The sequence below is a fragment of the Catenovulum agarivorans YM01 genome, from assembly GCF_000281085.1.
GTDB classification, from domain to species: domain Bacteria; phylum Pseudomonadota; class Gammaproteobacteria; order Enterobacterales; family Alteromonadaceae; genus Catenovulum; species Catenovulum agarivorans.
Window position 1 is genome coordinate 1 of the sequence record NZ_JH767544.1, and the last position, 18,344, is coordinate 18,344.

Here is an 18,344-nt window from a genome sequence, read left to right on the forward strand (position 1 = left end):
CGTACGGTTCTGTGAGAGGGATGAGGCGTAAGCCTCACCCTACTTGATATCTAGAGTTTAGGTTTACATACCTTAGGGATCATTTGTATGACAGCTGAAACAGAAACGCTCATCTCTTTTGTTATCTTGCCATTGCTTGCCGCCCAATTGTTTATTATGGCGGCTATATACTTCAACTACCTAGGCCGACAGGTAATTGCTCACCTCGTTTTATTTAACTGTTTTATCGCAACTTTTGTCTGCTATTTGTTAGGTATGGTCGCACAGCAATTTTTGGAGACGCAGTGGGCTTATGCGGTTTTGTATATTCGCATTGCTTTGCTGTTTATTATAGGTTTACCCTCGCTGACTTTGTTTTTATATCAGCAGTGCGGAATATTAGTTAAACCTTTGTACCGCCACATTCTGTTTATTTTTTCGGCATTAATGTCGATTGTTTATATTGTCTGTGCCGATGCAAGCCATCAAAATATGCTGCTGGCTGACTACTATCAGCAAATAATTCCGTTTACAGTGACAGGCGCTAACCACAGAGATGCAGAAATGTTGCTGCTCATTTGTGTAAATTTACTGCCGATCTGTTGGTTACTGTTGCACGAGTCATCTGAGGAAAAACGTAAAACTTGTCTAGCTTTGTTAGTTGGTGCCATCCTACTGGTCTCTACTTACATTATTGGTTTAGCTTACGAAAGTTATTGGATTTATTATGTTGGCGCTATGTGCACCGCGATATTTTGGACTCTAGCTGTCTATCAAGACATCCAAAAAACTAAAAATCAAGCACAGCACTTTAAGGAAGAATTGCAGCGGAAGTTGCATCGGCAACACTATCAGTTCCAACTCTCACTAGATAAAAAAATGCGTGTTGTGCGACAACCCAATTTTGCTTGCTTGGACGCGCGGAAAAGAAGTGAAGACCAACAAACACATCAGAGTATTGTTACTAAAGAAAGCAATGAGCTAACCAGTTTAATTTGTCAGCTACCGCTCACACGCAGTGAGCAGATCACGCCCAGAGTTAAACAGCATATTGCTAAGCACTTCCAAGAACACATAGATATTGCAGAGCTCGCGATAGCCTGCAATGTGAGCCAATCGTACCTAGTACGTTGTTTTAAAAAAGATACAGGACAGACAATCAAACAATATCTAAATCAATTTAGAGTCAACCAAGCAAAAAAATTATTGGCGAACTTAACTGTAGCGGACGTCGCTTTTGCGGTTGGTTTTAATGACTCAAATTATTTTACAACTGTGTTTAAAAAGATTACCGGAGTTGCGCCTTTAAGGTACAAAAAAGAAAACTACCCGTGATTGGTAGTTGTAACGGATGTGCTGTGTTCAAGTTTTTGAGGTTTTGATTTTTATAATATTTAACGTATTGATTTTATTTTGTTTTTTATTTTCTGTTTTCTATGCGGTTGGTCAAGTTTGTTAAGGTTTTTATGTTTGTAGATTGTTAGCATTTTGTAAGCTTGGCAAATTTATTTCAGCCTAAGCTGCCTAGAAGTTTCGAAGACAAATAATATGAACAGAGGAAACGCAAATATGTTTTGGAAAGCAAAATTCAGAACTTTATGTTTAGGTGTATTGATATCGCTGACAGCCGCGTGTGAATTAGATATTAGCACCGAAGATGTTAAAGACACTCCGATACCAGAGAACCCAGAGCCGGAGAATCCACAGCCTGAAAACCCTAGTACAAAATTAGTAGACACAGAAACGGTTATACAATTAGGTCAACCTTTTGAAACTAGCTACATGGTTTCGGGGCAGGCCACTAAGTCGATTTTATTTGATCTGTCTATTGCCGCTGCGTACGCACATATCAGTATCGAAGTTGATGGTAAAATCTTGCTTGATAGTTTAAATATTCCAAGCTCTGGTCAGCATTCTCTAACAGCAATTGTTGAGTTTGATGGTACTGGTGAAAAAGCGATAAAAATTATTGCTAATGCAGCCGATATCACAGTTAAGCACATTGATGTTGTGGATGCGACAGCCAAAGCGCTACCTAAATTTACCGATATTTCGGCTGACATTGGTTTGTTTGATGATCCTAGTTTGAAGTACGGTGGCCCTTCTATTGCAGATATGGATAACGATGGTGACTATGATCTTATCTTAAATAATCATAACGATTCGCCAAGTAAACTGTATTGGAACAATGGTGATGGCAGCTTAACCAAAAATTCAACAGATTTGTCTTTATGGAAATTGATGGATTTACATGGCTCTGCTGCCGGTGATTATGATAATGATGGTGATCTTGATTTAATTATTACCCTAGGTGGTGGTAATGGCACAAACCCAACGCCACCAGTATTTTTCCGCAATGATAATGGCACGCTTGTTCGTAGTGATACGGCAGTTGGCATTACCGCTGGTGCGCGAGGGCGTTCTCCGCGCTGGTTAGATTTAGATATGGACGGAGATTTAGACCTAGCCTTATTTAATGCTGCTGGAATTAATGGCGAAACTGGCGCGCAACATATTTTCTATTGTAACAAGGGGGATGGCACCTTTGAGGTTGTTGATATACTCGGGTTAGGTTATGCATCGAGCGATCGTGTACTGGTGACTGATTTTAATAAAGATGGCATAGATGACATATTGATGATCGCGCCAATGTCTTTATGGCAAGGTAATGGAGATTTTACCTTCAGCAATGTCAGCGATACTTGGCTACCACAATCAGTGCGTGATTTATGGGGCGGTATAGCTGCCACGGATGTAGACCTTGATAATGATGGTGATTTGGATATCTATGTTGCTGCCGGTAAAGGTTATTATAGTGTTGCGGATAAATCGCTCGACTTTAATCCAACTAGCCAACAAATGGATATCAGTGATAAGGGCGACACTGCTGGAAAAACTGAGTTCAGTTTTTCTGCTGACAGCGACATAAAGCTCATCAATTATGATACCAGCATTATTCGAACCTCTGGATACACTGGTGATTTTGAAATTTTCCTTGGCGCTGATAAAACTGCATTTGTACCTGCCGATCGTGATGAAGTGAATCCTATTAGCCAAACACAAGCACAAGGTTGGCCGACCACTCGAGATGCTAACGGTATCTATATTGGTCATCTAGGCAATGGTGAATGGAAAATGGAAATTGTCCGTGATCAAAAGTTAAGTTGGAGTATCAAGTATAGTTTGGCGGGTATTTCTTCGGTACAAACAGACTGGCAACCTAACAATAGGAACATGCAGGATACCTTATTGATTAATCAAGGTGATAAATTTGAGTTGGCACCAGCAAGTTGGAATATTCCTCAAGGCGGTAATCATTGGGGGGTGACTCATGGGGATTTCAACAATGACTCGTTTAACGACATATTTGTTTATCGTTATACATATTTGCAGCAGCGTGTAGCCGACTATATTTTGTTGAATACTGGCCAAAACAGTTTTGAAATTGTCACATCTGATCAAGCAACCGCTATGGACTCGACTGGTCATGCTGATTCAGGTCAAGCGTTTGATTTTGATTTAGACGGTGATGTTGATGTATTGAGTGGTGACGATGAATACGGTTTGTGGCATATGTTCCAAAATGACTATGCAGGTACAAATCAATTTACACTGGTGCAGGTGGGTTATAGCCCAATTGAAAATATAGACCCAATTTCAGCGCAAGTCACAGTAACCACGGCTTTCGGTACTTACTACAAGCGAGTTGGTTCTTCTGGAGAGTCTCATTCTCAAAGTTTGTTAAATACAATTCATTTTGGTTTAGCTGATGCAAGTGGAATTGAATCGATAGAAATTCGTTGGCGCAACGGTGAAACTGTTTATCTAAAAGATCAGGCGGTTAATACCTTGCTTAAAAGCGCGGATGGTGAATTCCCTGAGCCTAATAGCATTAAATTGACCCCTGAAGCTGCAGAGGTAAGAGTAGGCCGTTCTATAGATTTATCTTTAGTGCTTGAGCCAGTTAATGCTAATCCGAATGTAAACTGGATATCCGATAAGCAAAACCTTGCGACAGTCGACAATAATGGGGTGGTAACGGGTGTTGCCGAAGGAACTGGGGTGACTATTACTGCAACATCTACCGCTAATGCTCAGTCAGGTTCGGCTGTGATAAACGTAGTGCCATATTTTGATATACCTGTGTCGGGTATTTCACTTTTGCCAGAATCTACTTTAGTGCTGGTTGGCAGTAGCCAAAAGTTAACCGCTAGTTTTACACCTGATAATGCCGATATTAAAGATATCAATTGGACATCAACTGACGACTCGATAGCGACTGTTGATGAACAGGGTGTTGTACGTGGTATTGCCGATGGCCAAGTTATCATTACGGCGACAACACTTGATGGTGGATTTGAAGATAGCAGCACAATTAATGTGGAAACTTATGCACCACCTTCAATTGCATTTAGTGATGAAGATTATTACAAAACGACTGAATTTTTGACCTCGGCAAGTTTAGATGTGGTAGTTGATTATCATGCGGGCACAGGAGACAGCGTAATTGCCGGTGTGGATGATGGGGCAAAATTCTTTTTACGTGAAATGACTTCAGATTGGTCAAATGTGGTCAAAGATTATACTGCCTCTGATGCCAGAATAATTGGTACGACTTCAGGTCAAGCGTCAGTGAGTATTCCGCTAACAAATGTAACACCAACAGCAGAATTGGCTGACGGCAATTTCTATTTCCTATGGGTTAGATTTAGCAATAGTGAAGGAGAGGTTGTAGATAAGGGCGTGTGGCCAGTTAATATTGTTGCCGGAGATACGACCGCTGAACCAACAGCATCTGTTTGTAATGCAAGTAATTTAGTTAGTTGTGGCAATAATGATGGTGAAGGTGCAGACGTAACAGACTGGTATGCGTTTAAACACGAAAGTTATGCAACCGACCTATCGAATCAGTTATCTGTCAGTTCCGTGCAAGCAAAAGACGGCAATAACAGTATTATGTTTGCTTTTAACCAAGCGGGTATTCAGCATTTCGTTTACGATAAAATTGTATTTGAGGTAACTGACACTGCTGATTATCAACTTAGCCTAGACGTATATGGGGATAATTTGTCAGTGGGGACCGACTATGTGATTGAGATTTCATTTAGGCCTGTAGATGCGCCCGAAAACTCAGAAACGTACAAGTTGTGGCAACGAAAAACCGCGGGTAGTTGGCATACTCTTAGCCACGCTGCGACTTTACCTCAAGGCCAGTATTTTGTTGGATTTAAAGCATTCAGCCCAGGGGTTGCAAATACATTAACTTTGGATTATTACTTAGACAATATAACTGTAAGCAAGTTATAAGCTTATAAACAGTCAAAAGCCCGAACACTTTCATGTTCGGGCTATTTGATTTATTTAATGTTTTTTCTTAATGCCGCAGTCGCTTCTTTTAAATCTTTATTGCGAACACCGTTAACAATATCCTTATGCTCGTCAACCAAAGCTTGTGAGGTTTTTATACGCTGGTAGTTCATGCGCATACGCATAACGATTGGATACCAGATATTTACCAGGTCTTCGCCGCCAGCTAGGTTAACTAGATATTGATGAAACTCGATATCGGCTTTAGTGAGTTCAGTAAACTCTTCTTTATTAAAATGCTCTTGCATTCTGTCGATAATATCGTCGAGGTCTTCGAATTGTTTTTCTGTGACATGACCAATTAAATTTTTCAGCGCAAATTCTTCGATTTTACGTCTAATATCTATGCTTAATTTTTGCATGTCAGCAGATAATGGGCTGCTAACAGATGAACCTACGTTATTTTTACTAACTAACAAACCTTCTTTAGTTAACTTTAATAAAACGTCTCGAATTGGCCCTCTAGAAACACCGAATCTTTCTGCTAATTGTTGCTCATTTAATTTGGTATTGGCTTGAAGTTCACCTGAAATAATATCAGATCTAAGTGCGTCAGCAATTTGCTCGCGAACGGGAATTATTTTGATTTTCTTATTCATAATTTGGTCCCACATTAGGTGTATACATTAAGAAATTGTAAACTTTATACATTAAATAAATAAAAATAGTATATCTGGATTCTAATACGTTTAATTCAGATTGGCTAGCGCATTGTTAAAGGATGTGGTAGTGCAAAAGACTAAATCTATAAAATCCATTAAATAACAACTATTTAGCTATATTTTGTTGTATAGTGCCTGTCTTTTTTCACTGTTATAACGCTTGATGAACCTGCGTTTTTAACCATAGTTTTATTTATTGTCTTAAGAATTTTTCACAAAAATATATTCTAAATATCAATGGCTTAATAAGTTTTTGCGAAAATAACCAACACAAGCAGTTATTATTAATTGAATATTATTGTTAACAATGTACAATTAAATGAAGATTGTGTTTGTTTGAAGGTTTTTATGGTCAATTTAGCCAAGCAAGCAGATGTACCATGCTTACATTCTGCTAATTCTCGAATTCGCTCAGTGAAAACTGAGTATTATCAAATTCCACTAGCGGAAGTTCTAAGTGATGCTAAGCATGGTGACCACACGCATTTTGAATTAGTCGTCTGTCGTGTCTTTACTCACGATGGTTATGAAGGTGTTGGTTATACCTACACAGGTGGTACTGGTGGTCGCGCTATTTATTCGCTTATTGAAGATGATTTAAAAGCATCACTAGTCGGCCAGGACACTTCTCAAATCGGCAAAATTTGGGAAGATATGTTGTACAAGCTGCATTATATCGGCCGTGGTGGTTTAGTTAGTTTTGCTATGTCTGCGGTTGATATCGCTTTGTGGGATATTCGCTGTAAGCGTTTAAATCAACCTTTATGGCAAGTAGCGGGTGGTGCAAACAATTCAACCCGTTGTTATGCAGGTGGTATCGACCTTAATTTTTCTGAAGAAAAGCTGCTTAACAATATTCAAGGTTATTTAGATCGTGGCTTTAAAGGCGTCAAGATAAAAGTAGGCAAAGCCGACTATCGCGAAGATGTCGCTCGTGTTGCCGCTGTACGCAAATTGATTGGCGACGATATCATTTTTATGGTCGATGCTAACTACTCGTTAACTGTTGAAACTGCCATTCGTTTTGCCAAAGCAATTGAACAATACGACATTACTTGGTTTGAAGAACCAACAATTCCTGATGACTACCAAGGTTATGCTCGTATAGCTGAAAACACCACAATTCCGTTAGCTATGGGCGAAAACCTCCATACAGTTTACGAATTCAACTATGCGGTACAACAAGCTAAGTTAGGATTTTTACAGCCAGACGCTTCGAATATTGGTGGCATCACAGGTTGGTTAAAAGTGGCGGATCTCGCTTATATCAACAATTTGCCTATTTGTACCCATGGTATGCATGAATTGCACGTGTCGTTAATGGCTTCACAGCCAAATGCCGGACATATGGAAGTGCATTCTTTCCCAATTGACCAATATACAACCGAGCCATTTATTGTTGATGAAAATGGTCGAGCGGTTGCACCAAATGTTGCTGGTACGGGCGTTGAGTTCGACCAAGCGTTAGTCGGTCCACATTTAATTAAACAATCTTAGAGGTGTAACAATTATGATAGCTGCTCAATATATGGGTGATAAAAGTTTTTCAATTGTTGAAGGTGTTAACAATTTGCCAAAAGCGGATGAGGTTAAATTGGCTGTTGGTTATGTTGGTATCTGTGGTACCGACATGCACATCTATCATGGTGTTATGGACGCGCGTGTTAATCCACCTCAAACAATTGGCCATGAAATGTCGGGTACAATTGTTGAAGTTGGTAGTGAGGTAACTGGTTTTGCTGTTGGTGAGCGTGTTGTTGTGCGCCCATTAGATTGGTGTGGAGAGTGTCCAACTTGTAAAGCGGGTCACACGCACATTTGTCAAAATCTTAAATTTATGGGCATTGATTCACCGGGTGCTTTCCAATCAAATTGGACAGTTAAAGCGCGCACTTTGCACAAATTACCGGCTGGCGTTAACTTAAAACAAGGTGCGTTAATCGAACCATTATCAGTTGCTTGCCACGACATTCGTCGTTCACGTTTACAAGCTGGTGAAAAAGCGGTTGTGTTAGGTGGTGGTCCAATCGGTCAATTAGTTGCAGCTGTGGCTAAAAGTGTCGGTGCGGATGTTTTAGTTTCTGAGCCAAATGAATCACGCCGTGCGTTTGCTGAAAAACTAGGTGTTGAATCTGTCAATCCATTAGAAACTGACTTAGCTAAATTTGTTGATGAATGGACAGGTACAAAAGGCGCCGATGTTGTATTTGAAGTTTCAGGTGTTAAACCTGCAATTGATGCTATGACGCAAATTGCTGGCCGTCGTGGTCGTATTGTTATGGTTGCTATTCACTCGCAAAAACCTGAAATCGATTTATTCCAATTCTTCTGGAAAGAACTAGAGTTATTAGGTGCGCGTGTATACGAAGCTGAAGATTTTGACTGGGCCATCGACCTAATCGCTTCTGGCAAAGTAGATGTAGCGCCATTTATCAGCTCGGTTAACCCACTTGCAAATATTGGTGATGCGTTTGCGAGCATGGACAACAATCCACAAGGCATGAAAGCTTTAGTTGAGTGTAACGCTGAGTAAGCCTAATAGCACAAAAAGTAAGAGATTTTATTATGTTAGAAAAATTTAGTTTAGAAGGTAAAGTTGCCTTAGTTACTGGTTGTAAACGTGGTATAGGTAAAGGTATCGCTTTAGGTTTAGCTCAAGCGGGCGCCGATATTATCGGCGTTTCTGCCAACTTAGAGCTTGAAGGCTCAGAAGTTGAAAAAGAAGTAAAAGCGCTAGGCCGTAACTTTAAAGCTTACCAATGTGACTTTGCTGATCGCCAAGCTTTGTATGCTTTTATTGAGCAAGTTAAAGCTGATTTTCCAAAAATTGACATCTTAATTAATAATGCGGGCACAATTTTACGTGCGCCTGCGGCAGAGCATGGTGACGATTTATGGGATAAAGTAATTGACGTTAACTTAAACTCTCAGTTCGTATTAAGCCGTGAAATTGGCAAAGACATGGTGGCACGTGGATCGGGTAAAATTATCTTTACCGCATCATTGTTAACTTTCCAAGGTGGTATTACAGTGCCTGGTTATGCAGCAAGTAAAGGTGCAATTGGCCAGTTGGTTATGGCATTGTCAAACGAGTGGGCTGGCAAAGGCGTAAACGTAAACGCTATCGCCCCTGGTTATATCGACACTGATAATACGGAAGCATTACGTAATGATCCTGAGCGCAGCGCGGCAATTTTAGGTCGAATTCCACAAGGTCGCTGGGGTACACCCGAAGACTTTAAAGGCCCTGCTGTATTCTTAGCTTCTGAAGCTGCAAACTATGTAAATGGCGCTATTCTGTTGGTAGATGGCGGCTGGATGGGGAGATAAACCTATGGCTTTCCAAAATAACGTAAATTTTATTAATGGCGAATACGTTAAGTCGTATGCAGATGGTGTAATTGATGTATTAAGCCCGTCTACCGGTGAAAAAATTGGCGAAATTCCAAAAGGCTGCGCTGAAGATGCACAGTTTGCGTTGGAAAGCGCTAATAAAGCGCAAAAAGCTTGGGCTAAATTAACGTCACGCACACGTCAAAAAATCTTACGTAACTTCGCGCAAAAAATTCGTGAAGCTAAAACTGTGTTGGCGCCAATGTTAGTTGCCGAGCAAGGGAAATTGATTGCTGTAGCTGAAATGGAAGTTGAAGTTACTGCAACTTTTATTGAATACGCTTGTGATAATGCATTAACGATTGAAGGGGATATTTTACCTTCAGACAATCAAGACGAAAAAATCTACATTCACAAAGTACCACGTGGTGTTGTGGTTGGTATTACCGCATGGAATTTCCCGCTAGCTTTGGCTGGGCGTAAAATTGGTCCGGCATTAATTACTGGCAACACTATGGTATTAAAACCTACGCAAGAAACGCCATTAGCAACAACTGAGTTGGGTCGTTTAGCGGTAGAAGCGGGCATTCCTGCGGGCGTATTAAACATCATTAATGGCTCTGGTTCTGTTGTGGGTCAAGCTTTATGTGAAAGCCCGATCACTAAAATGATCACTATGACAGGTTCTACTTACGCAGGTAAACAAATTTACAAAACCAGTGCTGAATACATGACTCCGGTTATGTTAGAGCTAGGTGGTAAAGCACCTATGGTAGTCATGGATGATGCTGATTTAGACCAAGCGGTAGAAGGAGCTTTATGGGGGCGTTTTGCTAACTGTGGCCAAGTTTGTACTTGTGTTGAGCGTTTATATGTTCACGAAAAAGTATATGACGAGTTTATGGCTAAGTTCTTACCGCAAGTTAAAGGGTTGAAAGTTGGCGATCCTATGGATCGTGAGAGCCAAATGGGTCCTAAATGTAATCAACGTGAAATTGATAATATTGATCACATTGTTAAAGAATCAGTTAAACAAGGTGCAACAATAGCTACGGGTGGCCAAGTTGCTAAAGTTGCTGGTTTTGCGGGTGGTTGTTGGTACGAGCCAACAGTGCTTGTGGATGTTGAACAATCAAACATTGCGGTACACGAAGAAACTTTTGGCCCTGTTTTACCTGTTGTAAAATTTAAAGATGCAGAGCAAGCCATCGAATTCTGTAACGACAGTATTTATGGTTTAAGTGCCTATGTTTACACAAAAAACTTCTTCGATATCAATAAGTTTATTAACGACTTAGATGTAGGTGAAGTATACGTAAACCGTGGCATGGGTGAACAACACCAAGGTTTCCATAATGGTTGGAAACAAAGTGGTTTTGGTGGTGAAGACGGTAAATTTGGTTTAGAGCAGTATTTAGAAAAGAAAACTGTTTATTTAAAAGAAACTAAATAATAAAACCATTTAGATAGAAATAAGATAACTAGCCTCCCCATAATCCCTGCTGCCAATGAATGGTAGTGGGGATTATTTTTATTACCCGCAATTTACTTTTTTTAAACAAAAGGGAATTTTGTGGTTTACTGCGTATTGTTAACAGTGTACAATTATCTGAATTGTTGTGAGAGGTAAACCAAAGATGAAAAAGTTAATCGCATTGTTAGTATTAACACTTTGTTGTCAATCACAAGGGATTGCTAAAACTGTCGTGACTTTTGCTACGGGCATACAGGGCGATGCAAAACAGCAGTACGAATATAATTTGGTTAAACTGGCGTTAGATAACACGGTTGAAGACTATGGTGTTTATCAATTAAACGTAAGGCCGGGGGAAACTCCTAGTTATACGCGTATGCGTGTTGAAGCTGAAGAAAAGCAGTTTCAAAATTACCTTTACAAAGATTCAGTATCGAACGATTTGTTAGACAAACTAGCAGCAGTGCATTTCCCAGTGGAGTTGGGTGTAGCAGGCTATCGTGTTGGTTTGATCTCACCTGAAGCACAAAACAAACTACGTACAGTTCAGACTAAAGAGCAAGCATCACAATTAAAAATTATTCAAGGCCGCGGCTGGTTAGACGGAGATATTTTACGTTCGCAAGGATTTCGTGTCGTTGAAGGTAGTCATATTGAAGGTCTTTTTTATATGGCTGCAAATAATCGCGGCGACATGTTTCCTTTAGGTGCGCACGAACTAAAACGCGAATGGGATAAGTTCAAACATATTGATGGTTTACGTTACGACACGGAAATTTGTATTTATTACCCCTTGCCCAAGTTCTTTTTTACCCATCCTGACAACAAACTTTTGGCTGAACGTATCCAAGTTGGATTAGAACGAGCGTATAAAACGGGTGAGTTAAATGCGTTATGGAAAGAATATTTTTACGAAAGGTTTCAATTTAGTAATTTAAAACAACGACGCATTTTTAAATTTACTAACCCGATGATCAGTCGAGTTGATCCGCATTACGAGCAGTATATTTTAGACCCAAATACCTTATAAGAACTTTGTGTGTGTACCATGTGTGCCTCTTGCCCCAAGCTTGCTTGGGGCTTTTTTAGCGCATGGTTCAAAGCAACTAAATCACAGTTAAACTCTGCATGGCACCTAAGGAGCAGGCTGTTAACCAGAGTTAAGCTTCACTAGACTGAGGTGCACAATGAAAGCTTTGATTATTTTTATTCTGGTTATTTGCCCTAGCCTATTTGCGGGCGTTCAAGCCTGCGAACTAACACTCACTCATCCTTTACGCGACAATGATAAAGAAATACTAATTGTTGAATTGCTCAAATTATCTTTGACTAAAGTTGACTCATCTATTTGTTTTAAAGAACTTGATGAGACGTTAACTGACGCGCGTGAAGTTATGTATGTGGCGAAAAATCGCCTGAGTTTAAAATGGGGTAGTGCAGGCTCATATAAAGTTGAGGGCCTACTCGCGGTTGAAGTACCTATTTTTAGAGGTTTAGGCGGCTATCGAGTTTTAGTGATTCGACAAGGCGAACAAGCTAGGTTTAGCAAGGTTAAAACCGTTAACGACTTACAAGCATTTACTGTTGGCCAAGGTGCATTTTGGGGCGATACCCGCATACTCGAACATGCAGGTTTTACCGTCGAGAAATCAACCCAAGCGCGAAATTTATGGAAGATGCTGCACGCAAAGCGTTTTGATTTTATTTCACTCGGTGTTCATGAGCCTTGGGATGAGGTTGCGCAAAGACCAGAGTTAGCTATAGCGGTTGAGCCCAATATATTATTAATTTACCCATCGGCTTTTTATTTTTATGTCAATCAAGCCAATTTCGCACTTCACCAACTCATTGCTCAAGGTATGCAATTAGCATTGAATGACGGTAGTTATTATCAAACACTCATTCACTCAAAATTAATTCAAGACATGTTACGCCAGGCGAATTTGTCGCAACGGTATGTTATTGAAATAGACAACCCGTTTATTGACGTTAATCAAATGGCAAAAACCGAGTTGTTGTACCAATTGGTCAGTTTAAATAGTTCAAAAATGAACACGAATAATTCAATGCAAATAAACCAATAAAATTTAAGCCGTGAGGGTAAAAGATGGAATTAAAAATCAATAAACAAACATATCAGGTAGATGCCCCAGACGAAATGCCACTGCTTTGGGTTGTTAGAGATTTGCTTGGAAAAAAAGGCACTAAGTTTGGTTGTGGCCAAGGTTTATGTGGGGCCTGTACTGTTCATGTTAACGGCCAGCCAATGCGCTCATGTATTACTCCTGTTATGGTTGCTAAAGGCGCTGAAATTACCACAATTGAAGGGGTTGACGCACAAGGCAATCATCCTATTCAAGTTGCATGGCGTGAAAATAACGTTCCTCAATGCGGCTACTGCCAGTCTGGGCAAATAATGTCTGCATTAAATTTACTCAAGAATAATACGTCACCAAGCGATCAAGATATAGACAATGCTATGTCGGGTAATATCTGCCGTTGTGGTACTTATCCTCGCATCAAACAAGCGATTAAAGATGCTGCTTCTGCTATGCAACAAAATAAAGGGGTTAAATAATGAACACCTTTAAATTGGATAGGCGCGAATTTTTAACCTTAACAGGTGTTGCTGGTGGTGGTTTGTTATTGGGTTGTTCAACCTCGGGCAATGCACCGCAGGCAATGTTTATTAAAAGTGACCAGCCACAAAAGCTCAATGTGTTTGTATCAATTCGCCCTGATAACAGAGTAGATATTATTAATCACAGATCAGAAATGGGCCAAGGCGCTAAAACCGGGGTTGTTCAAATAATTGCCGATGAACTGGATGTTGATTGGGAGAAAATCAATGTTATTCAAGGACTAGGTGACAGAGCATATGGCGATCAAAACACCGATGGCTCAACCAGTATTCGTAAATTTTACACTAAGCTGCGAGAAGTCGGCGCATCTGCACGCGCCATGTTAGAACAAGCTGCGGCTGACTATTGGCAAGTTGATAAATCACAAGTGCAAGCTAAACAACACAAGGTGTTTAATTTAGCCAATGGCTATAGTTTAAATTATGGTGATTTAGCTGAACTTGCCGCCAACCAGCCTGTGCCGAATGTTGCTAGTTTAACTTTTAAAAGCAAAGAGCAATTTAACTATATTCAAAAACCTGTGCCGATTGTCGATTTACACGATATGACCACAGGCAATACCACTTATGGCATAGATGTTGAGCTAAAAGGTTTGTTAATTGCCAGTATAGAACGCTGCCCTGTCTTGTATGGCAGAGTTAAATCTTTTGATGCCAGCGCCGCCAAAGCAATTCCTGGTGTGGTTGATGTAATTAACATGCCAGCTACAGTTAAACCTGTGGTGTATACATCGGGTAGTGGTGTGGCGGTTATCGCAACCAATACTTGGGCGGCTAATCAAGGACGTAAAGCGCTCAAAATTGATTGGGATTATGGCGTTAATAAAGATTTTGATAGCGATAGCGCGTTTGCTGATATGGCAAATAAAGCGCAAAACCCAGCAAAACGTAGTGCCGAAAAAGGCGATATCACTGCAGGTTTTGCTAAAGCCGATCAAATCATTGAGGCGACTTACCAAGTACCTTTTTTAGCCCATGCGCCTATGGAACCGCCAGCTGCCGCAGCGTTAGTTACAGACACAAGCTGTGAAATATGGGCGGCAACACAAAATCCACAAGCGGTTATGGATAATGTTGCTGGAATAGTGGGTTTAAAGCCCGAACAAATAAAAGTAAATGTCACTTTATTAGGTGGCGGATTTGGGCGTAAATCTAAAGCTGACTTTGTTGCTGAAGCTGTGTATTTATCTAAACAAATGGGTAAGCCGATTAAAGTAGTATGGACGCGTGAAGATGACATTCAAATGGGCTATTTTCATGCGGGTGCTGTTGCACATATTAAAGCTGGGCTGGATAAACGCGCTAATATCACAGCATGGCAGCAGCGCTCGGTGATGCCAAGTATTAAAACGACGTTCGACCCGTCAACTGAAGATATGTTAGATGTTGAATTGTCGTTAGGTTTTAATGATATTCCTTATCAAGTTGAGAGTTTACAAAGTGAGTCTTCAGGTTATCAAAACCCTGTGCGTATTGGCTGGTTACGCTCTGTAAGTAATATTCCACATGCGTTTGCTTTGCATAGTTTTGTCGATGAATTAGCCCAAAGTAAAGGCATTGCCACACATAAATATCTTCGCCAGTTATACGCGCAAGACCGCATGATAAACCCAGCTGAAGACTATGGGTTTAAAGGCTACACTAACTATGATGAAAGTTTGCAGCGTCACCCAATTAGCATTAAACGCTACAAAGCTGTGTTAGATAAGCTTGAGCAGTTGGTCGATTTTGATGAAAAGTTGCCAGCAGGCCAAGCTTGGGGTTTGGCTATTCACCGTAGTTTTGTTAGTTATGTTGGAGTGGCCAGCAAAGTTGAAGTGAAAAATGGCCAATTAAAAGTATTGCAGACGCAAGCTGTGATCGACTGTGGCATCGCGGTTAACCCAGACAGGGTACACGCACAAATTGAAGGTGCTATGATCTTTGGTTTGTCATTGGCGTTGATGGGGCGAATAGATATTAAACAAGGTGCAGTTTCACAATCTAACTTCCATGACTATCCATTGCTGAGAATGCAGCAGTGCCCGCAGCTAGCGGTTGAAATTATCCAAAGTGATGAATATCCAGGTGGGGTCGGTGAGCCTGGCGTGCCTCCAGTTGCACCTAGCCTGACCAATGCAATTTTTGCAGCAAGTGGTAAACGATACCGAGTTTTACCAATCAACCAATATTTATCGGTTTAATTAACCTAACTTCAGTTTAATTATTTTCACAACCTTGTGAGTTGGGTATTAACCCAACTCTTATTATTGTTCAGCCTAACCTTCAAACTCTTTTGTTAATGTTAACAATTTACCATGATCTGTTTGTTTTTTGCTCGATGTTTCTTTTTTATTTCTTTTTAAAACAATAACTTGTGATTTGTTTTTATTTTGTTAACTTTTAATTGTTGTCATTTGTGATTGGTTGTTCTACTCTAGCTGGGCAAAGTGGCAGGCTAATATTCACACAAATCAATTGACTTGCCTACGGGGTCGATATTTAGCTTTTTAAAATATTCCCCGTATTTTTTTGCTTTTTTAATAATTGTTATCAATTAACAAAATGTTTTACTGTGTGATGGTGGGCTAGTTTAGCTTGTCATCAACACGCTCTAGTAAGAACCACTTACTTTACACAACAAAAATTTGGAGAATAAAATGTTTAAAACTAAACGTTCTCTGTTGAGCTCAAGTATTGCAGTTTCACTTGCTTTACTTGGAGCTCATGCGCAAGCAGAGACTCTAGTATTACAGGCAGAATCTTTCACTAATTCTGGCGGAACATACAGTGATGGCCAGCCTAACCCGGTAACCATATACAATGTAAACGGACAAGGGGCGATTAACTTTATTAACGCCGGTGACTTTGTCGACTACAACATTAACGCCCAAGGCGGTGAATACAACATAGAATATTTTGTTGGTACCAGTGTTCAATCTGGGCCAAATATCGAAGTTTTAGTTAACTCAAACGGCACTTGGCAAAGCCAAGGTTCAGTTGCAGTGCCTTTCGGGCACTGGGATGATTTCCAATCTTTAACACCTTCTCATTCAGTTACTTTGCCAGCAGGCGCTTCAACCGTTCGTTTATTGGCGGTAGGCTCTACTTGGCAATGGAATTTAGAATCTTTTGTTTTAACCCAAACCTCTACGCCTGTTACTGATTCAGATAACGATGGTGTAAACGACAACCAAGACCAATGCCCAGGTACGCCTGCAGGTACTGCAGTAGACGCAAATGGCTGCCCGACGAATAGTGGCGGCACACCGCCTAGTGGTGAGTCTTTTGTTATTCAAATGGAAGCCTTCGATGCAACAGGTAGTGATGATGCACGCGCACAAGGTGTTTTAGTTGGCGAACGTGGTTATCCAAATGATAAACACACAGTGGTTGATAGTGTGCAAACCACAGATTGGGTTGACTACACAATTAACTTCCCATCTTCAGGCAATTACAGCGTCTCCATGTTAGCTTCTGGGCAAACCTCACATGCTACCGCTGTGTTATTTGTTGACGGTACAGAAATTAATGAAGTGCCAGTGCATACGGGTAATCAAGCTGATTTTGCAGAATTTCAATTAACTGGCTCTGTATACATCACTGCAGGCACTCACACAGTACGTGTTCAAGCACAAAGTTCTACTGGCGAATTTAGCTGGTTATGGTTTGGTGATGCTTTAACTTTCACTAATTTAGATGGCGACAATGGTGGAGGTGAACCAGAACAAGACGCTGATAACGACGGTGTGTTAGATGGCTCTGATGTATGTCCAAATACACCAGCAGGCGAACCTGCTGATCTAACTGGGTGCAGCGCATCACAATTAGATAGCGACAACGATGGTGTAAACAATAATATTGATCAATGTCCAAACACTACCGCTGGTGCAACGGTCGATGCAAACGGCTGTGAAATTATCGTAAATAACGATACAGACAACGACGGTGTAAACAACAGCCTTGATATGTGTCCAAACACGCCAGCGGGTGAAGCTGTTAATGGCTCGGGTTGCGGTGCATCACAATTAGATGACGACAACGATGGCGTAAACAATAATCTTGACCAATGTCCAAATACACCAGTAGGTACACCTGTAGATGCTGCAGGTTGTGAAACCGACAATGGTGGTGGCGAGCCAGGTGAAGGTGAGTATTATCACGATGGTCAAGGTTTATTGTTTGGTCGTGTAGATGGTGCCATGAACTTTGCTGGTGAAGCCGGTTATGTTGCAAATCCACCTAATTACGACGTTACAACTGATTTGTTAGAGACAGACGATGCAATTCGAGCTAATTCTACCGAAGTATTCCGTGGTGAAATTTATGATGCTGATGGTCATATCTCTTTCTACGAGCATATAGACGACAGCGTACGTTTATACATTGATGGCCAACTAGTTCTTTCCAACGACAGTTGGGAAAATTCATCACAAACAACTGACTTAAACTTAACCCCAGGTTGGCATGACTTTGAATTACGTCTTGGCAATGCTGACGGCGGCAGTGGTGCGGTTAGTGGCATAGGTTTTGGTATTGACGTTGACGGCGGCACAAACTTTGTTCACCCAAGCGCGTTAAGCCCAAGTATGTTTAGATCAAGTGGCCAAGTTGTGGTAGACCCAATTTTACCACCACCAGGCGGCATTTATATTCAACTAGAAGACTTTGACGAAACCGGCACTGTTGGCCGAGTGGCGAGCGATCCTAACGATGGTTTTGTTACAGGTGATTCAAATGTTGGTTGGGTAACCAATGGTGACTATGGTAAATACCATAATGTATTCTTAGAAGCGGGTACATATCGTGCATTTATTAACGTATCAACCCCTGCGGGTGGTAGTTATGGGGCGCGTATTGATATTGACGGCGAACCCTTTGCGTGGGGATACTTTGACAGTACAGGCGG

At 40.8% G+C, this 18,344-nt stretch carries 12 protein-coding genes; 11 read left to right on the forward strand and 1 reads right to left on the reverse strand.

The genetic code is table 11. From position 1 onward, the window contains the following. Positions 1-87 precede the first annotated feature (87 nt). Together WSC_RS24520 and WSC_RS23610 are read left to right on the forward strand one after the other, a co-directional pair. Positions 88-1,314 (forward strand): helix-turn-helix transcriptional regulator, encoded by a 1,227-nt coding sequence (locus tag WSC_RS24520; protein WP_016957836.1) that lies wholly within the window; start codon positions 88-90, stop codon positions 1,312-1,314. Between the two features lie 234 nt (positions 1,315-1,548). After that, positions 1,549-5,286 carry an FG-GAP-like repeat-containing protein gene (locus WSC_RS23610; protein ID WP_016957837.1) on the forward strand — a complete coding sequence of 1,246 codons (3,738 nt, stop codon included), beginning with the start codon at positions 1,549-1,551 and terminating at the stop codon, positions 5,284-5,286. Between the two features lie 50 nt (positions 5,287-5,336). On the opposite strand, the gene WSC_RS0120520 is transcribed toward WSC_RS23610, so the two are convergent. Continuing rightward, a complete protein-coding gene (locus WSC_RS0120520) occupies positions 5,337-5,945 on the reverse strand; it encodes a GntR family transcriptional regulator (protein WP_016957838.1) in 609 nt (202 codons plus the stop codon). Positions 5,946-6,356: 411 nt separating this feature from the next. Between WSC_RS0120520 and WSC_RS0120525 the strand changes: the two genes are divergently transcribed. From WSC_RS0120525 to WSC_RS25535, 9 genes are all read left to right on the forward strand, one after another. Then, positions 6,357-7,505 (forward strand): mandelate racemase/muconate lactonizing enzyme family protein, encoded by a 1,149-nt coding sequence (locus WSC_RS0120525; RefSeq protein WP_026016978.1) that lies wholly within the window; start codon positions 6,357-6,359, stop codon positions 7,503-7,505. 13 nt (positions 7,506-7,518) lie between these two features. Then, the gene (locus tag WSC_RS0120530) at positions 7,519-8,541 is read left to right on the forward strand and encodes a zinc-dependent alcohol dehydrogenase (RefSeq protein ID WP_016957840.1); all 1,023 of its coding nucleotides are present in this window, start codon (positions 7,519-7,521) and stop codon (positions 8,539-8,541) included. Between the two features lie 32 nt (positions 8,542-8,573). Further along, positions 8,574-9,338, forward strand: a complete 765-nt coding sequence (locus tag WSC_RS0120535; protein WP_016957841.1) for a 2,5-didehydro-3-deoxy-L-galactonate 5-reductase — start codon at positions 8,574-8,576, stop codon at positions 9,336-9,338. A 4-nt stretch (positions 9,339-9,342) separates the two neighbouring features. Further along, on the forward strand, positions 9,343-10,794 hold the full coding sequence (gene aldA, locus WSC_RS0120540) for an aldehyde dehydrogenase (protein ID WP_026016979.1): 1,452 nt from the start codon (positions 9,343-9,345) through the stop codon (positions 10,792-10,794). A 184-nt stretch (positions 10,795-10,978) separates the two neighbouring features. Then, positions 10,979-11,845 carry a hypothetical protein gene (locus WSC_RS0120545; protein ID WP_016957843.1) on the forward strand — a complete coding sequence of 289 codons (867 nt, stop codon included), beginning with the start codon at positions 10,979-10,981 and terminating at the stop codon, positions 11,843-11,845. Between the two features lie 157 nt (positions 11,846-12,002). Further along, entirely contained in the window at positions 12,003-12,899 is an 897-nt protein-coding gene (locus WSC_RS23615; RefSeq protein WP_016957844.1) for a hypothetical protein, read from the forward strand. Between the two features lie 23 nt (positions 12,900-12,922). Continuing rightward, positions 12,923-13,393 (forward strand): (2Fe-2S)-binding protein, encoded by a 471-nt coding sequence (locus tag WSC_RS0120555; RefSeq protein ID WP_016957845.1) that lies wholly within the window; start codon positions 12,923-12,925, stop codon positions 13,391-13,393. Then, positions 13,393-15,639 carry a xanthine dehydrogenase family protein molybdopterin-binding subunit gene (locus WSC_RS0120560; RefSeq protein WP_016957846.1) on the forward strand — a complete coding sequence of 749 codons (2,247 nt, stop codon included), beginning with the start codon at positions 13,393-13,395 and terminating at the stop codon, positions 15,637-15,639. The genes WSC_RS0120555 and WSC_RS0120560 overlap by 1 nt, the downstream gene beginning before the upstream one ends. 456 nt (positions 15,640-16,095) lie before the next feature. Continuing rightward, the coding region (locus WSC_RS25535; protein ID WP_040395376.1) for a carbohydrate-binding protein at positions 16,096-18,344 on the forward strand (2,249 nt) is incomplete at its 3' end.

What these genes read in the sequence shown, in the direction of transcription:
- WSC_RS0120560 (WP_016957846.1), top strand. Translation starts at nt 13,393, where the DNA reads ATGAACACCTTTAAATTGGATAGGCGCGAATTTTTAACCTTAACAGGT.
- WSC_RS0120520 (WP_016957838.1), bottom strand. Translation starts at nt 5,945, where the DNA reads ATGAATAAGAAAATCAAAATAATTCCCGTTCGCGAGCAAATTGCTGAC.
- WSC_RS24520 (WP_016957836.1), top strand. Translation starts at nt 88, where the DNA reads ATGACAGCTGAAACAGAAACGCTCATCTCTTTTGTTATCTTGCCATTG.
- WSC_RS0120535 (WP_016957841.1), top strand. Translation starts at nt 8,574, where the DNA reads ATGTTAGAAAAATTTAGTTTAGAAGGTAAAGTTGCCTTAGTTACTGGT.
- WSC_RS0120545 (WP_016957843.1), top strand. Translation starts at nt 10,979, where the DNA reads ATGAAAAAGTTAATCGCATTGTTAGTATTAACACTTTGTTGTCAATCA.
- WSC_RS0120530 (WP_016957840.1), top strand. Translation starts at nt 7,519, where the DNA reads ATGATAGCTGCTCAATATATGGGTGATAAAAGTTTTTCAATTGTTGAA.
- WSC_RS23610 (WP_016957837.1), top strand. Translation starts at nt 1,549, where the DNA reads ATGTTTTGGAAAGCAAAATTCAGAACTTTATGTTTAGGTGTATTGATA.
- WSC_RS0120525 (WP_026016978.1), top strand. Translation starts at nt 6,357, where the DNA reads ATGGTCAATTTAGCCAAGCAAGCAGATGTACCATGCTTACATTCTGCT.
- WSC_RS23615 (WP_016957844.1), top strand. Translation starts at nt 12,003, where the DNA reads ATGAAAGCTTTGATTATTTTTATTCTGGTTATTTGCCCTAGCCTATTT.
- WSC_RS0120555 (WP_016957845.1), top strand. Translation starts at nt 12,923, where the DNA reads ATGGAATTAAAAATCAATAAACAAACATATCAGGTAGATGCCCCAGAC.
- aldA (WP_026016979.1), top strand. Translation starts at nt 9,343, where the DNA reads ATGGCTTTCCAAAATAACGTAAATTTTATTAATGGCGAATACGTTAAG.